Source organism: Parabacteroides gordonii MS-1 = DSM 23371 (assembly GCF_000969825.1).
Classification (GTDB): Bacteria; Bacteroidota; Bacteroidia; order Bacteroidales; family Tannerellaceae; genus Parabacteroides; species Parabacteroides gordonii.
Genome location: NZ_KQ033924.1, coordinates 14,287 through 15,894, shown reverse-complemented (window position 1 = coordinate 15,894; position 1,608 = coordinate 14,287). Strand labels below are relative to the sequence as shown.

General features: G+C 65.2%; 1 protein-coding gene. It reads right to left on the bottom strand.

The features are described from left to right. Window positions 1–1,607 (bottom strand): DUF6531 domain-containing protein (locus HMPREF1536_RS26495; protein WP_046151830.1); only part of this gene is annotated, 1,607 nt, incomplete at its 3' end. Window position 1,608 lies beyond the last annotated feature (1 nt).

Sequence of the window (1,608 nt, the reverse complement as noted above, 5' to 3'; positions counted from 1 at the left end):
TCGTATGTCATCACGTCGCCCGCCGCGTTGCGCTGGAGGGTCATGTTGCCGTCGGCGTCGTACTCGTAGGAGGCGAGGGTAATTTCTTTCTCCGGATCTTCCGGATGCGGGCCGCATATTTCAAGGATGCGTCCGCTTCTCGTGTCGTGCTCCACCCTCAGGCGGCGGCCCGCGCTGTCGGTGATGGAGCGCAGCAGGCCCTCTTTCGTGTAGTCGAAGCGGACGCCCAGGCCGTTGCAGTCGGTCACGCTCTCAAGCAGGCGCACGGAATCGTACTCCTTGCGCGTGAAGCGGTAGTAGAGGTCCTCGGCCATGTCCCACACGCAGTAGACGCCGTCCTGTTCCAGACGGGCCTCCTTGCGCTCGGAGAGGATGAACGAGGGTTCCTCCGATGTAGGCAGGGGGAAGGCCACCGGGATGCCGTCACTCATGCGGAGCGTCAGCGTGCCCTCTTCCGTGTCCGCGACGACGCCCATGTCGTAGGCGTGGTGCCACCCGTTGCCCAGAGGACCCCGGTAGTCGCTGCGGCTGTACCACGTGCGCTCCCATGACAGGGGCACCGGGCCGTCGAGCCAGAAGTCCTCCTCGTCGGTGAAGAACGTGCCGCTGGCCACGTCCACCGGGTGGCCCGTGACCGTACAGATGGCCTTGTGGAGCATGTTCTTCAGGGATTCGCTCTTTATAGTCCTGTTGACCTTGCTGTGCAGCCTGTCCGCCAGCTTCCTGGTCTTTTTCTTGTAGAAACGCCCGAACGCCCCCGTGCATTTGCGGGCGAGTGCCGCCATGGGGTTGAGGGGGACGGGAACCGGGCTGGTGAGTATCTGCCTGGCGGGAGGTATCGGGTTGATGACACCCGTGGGCAGGAACATGCCCGGAACCTTGTGCACGCTCGGTATGCCCACGTCGTTGCAGTCAAGGTGCAGGTGCGCGCCGCCGCCCGAGAAGGGCATCCCGTCGGCAAGTACCGTCAGGCTGCCCATGAAGGCGTGGCCGTTGTTCTTGGGTATCGCCGCTGAAGGGGCCGCCCAGCCTGCGCCCATGGGGATGTGCGGGATGCTCCGCGTGGGTGTGGATGCGACCGCGCGCGGGATGAAGCCGCCTATCTTGACGGTGGCGCCCAGCATCCCGACGGCCATCGTCAGCACGGTGTGGCCCACCTCGGCGAGCTTCGCGCTGTCGGCGTCGCCCGTCTGTTCCGCTGTCGGTGGCGGGGGGATGAACGAAGAGACCGCCGCCGCGATGAAGTCCTGCGGACGGAGGAGGACCCCGACATAAGGGTGAGGCATGGGCACGACGGGGGACGGGGGTATCGTCACGAGGTGGATGTCCACGCCGATGACCGGGTCGAGCTGCTTGGAGATAGGCAGGCAGGCCATGCCCTTCATGCCCATGGCACCCAGTACGGGGAGCATGGCGGCCTCACTCAGGCCGTCGGCAAGGCCGCCGATGGCGGCTGCCGCCTTGACGCCCGTGTCGAGGGCATTGACGGACGGTGACACACCGGCCTCGGAGTTCGCCTTGACGCCTTCCGAGATACCCTTGACCTGCGCACCTACGCCGGTCTTTAGGTTTGCACTTACGCTGTCGAAATAGCCTGTGTCCGCCATA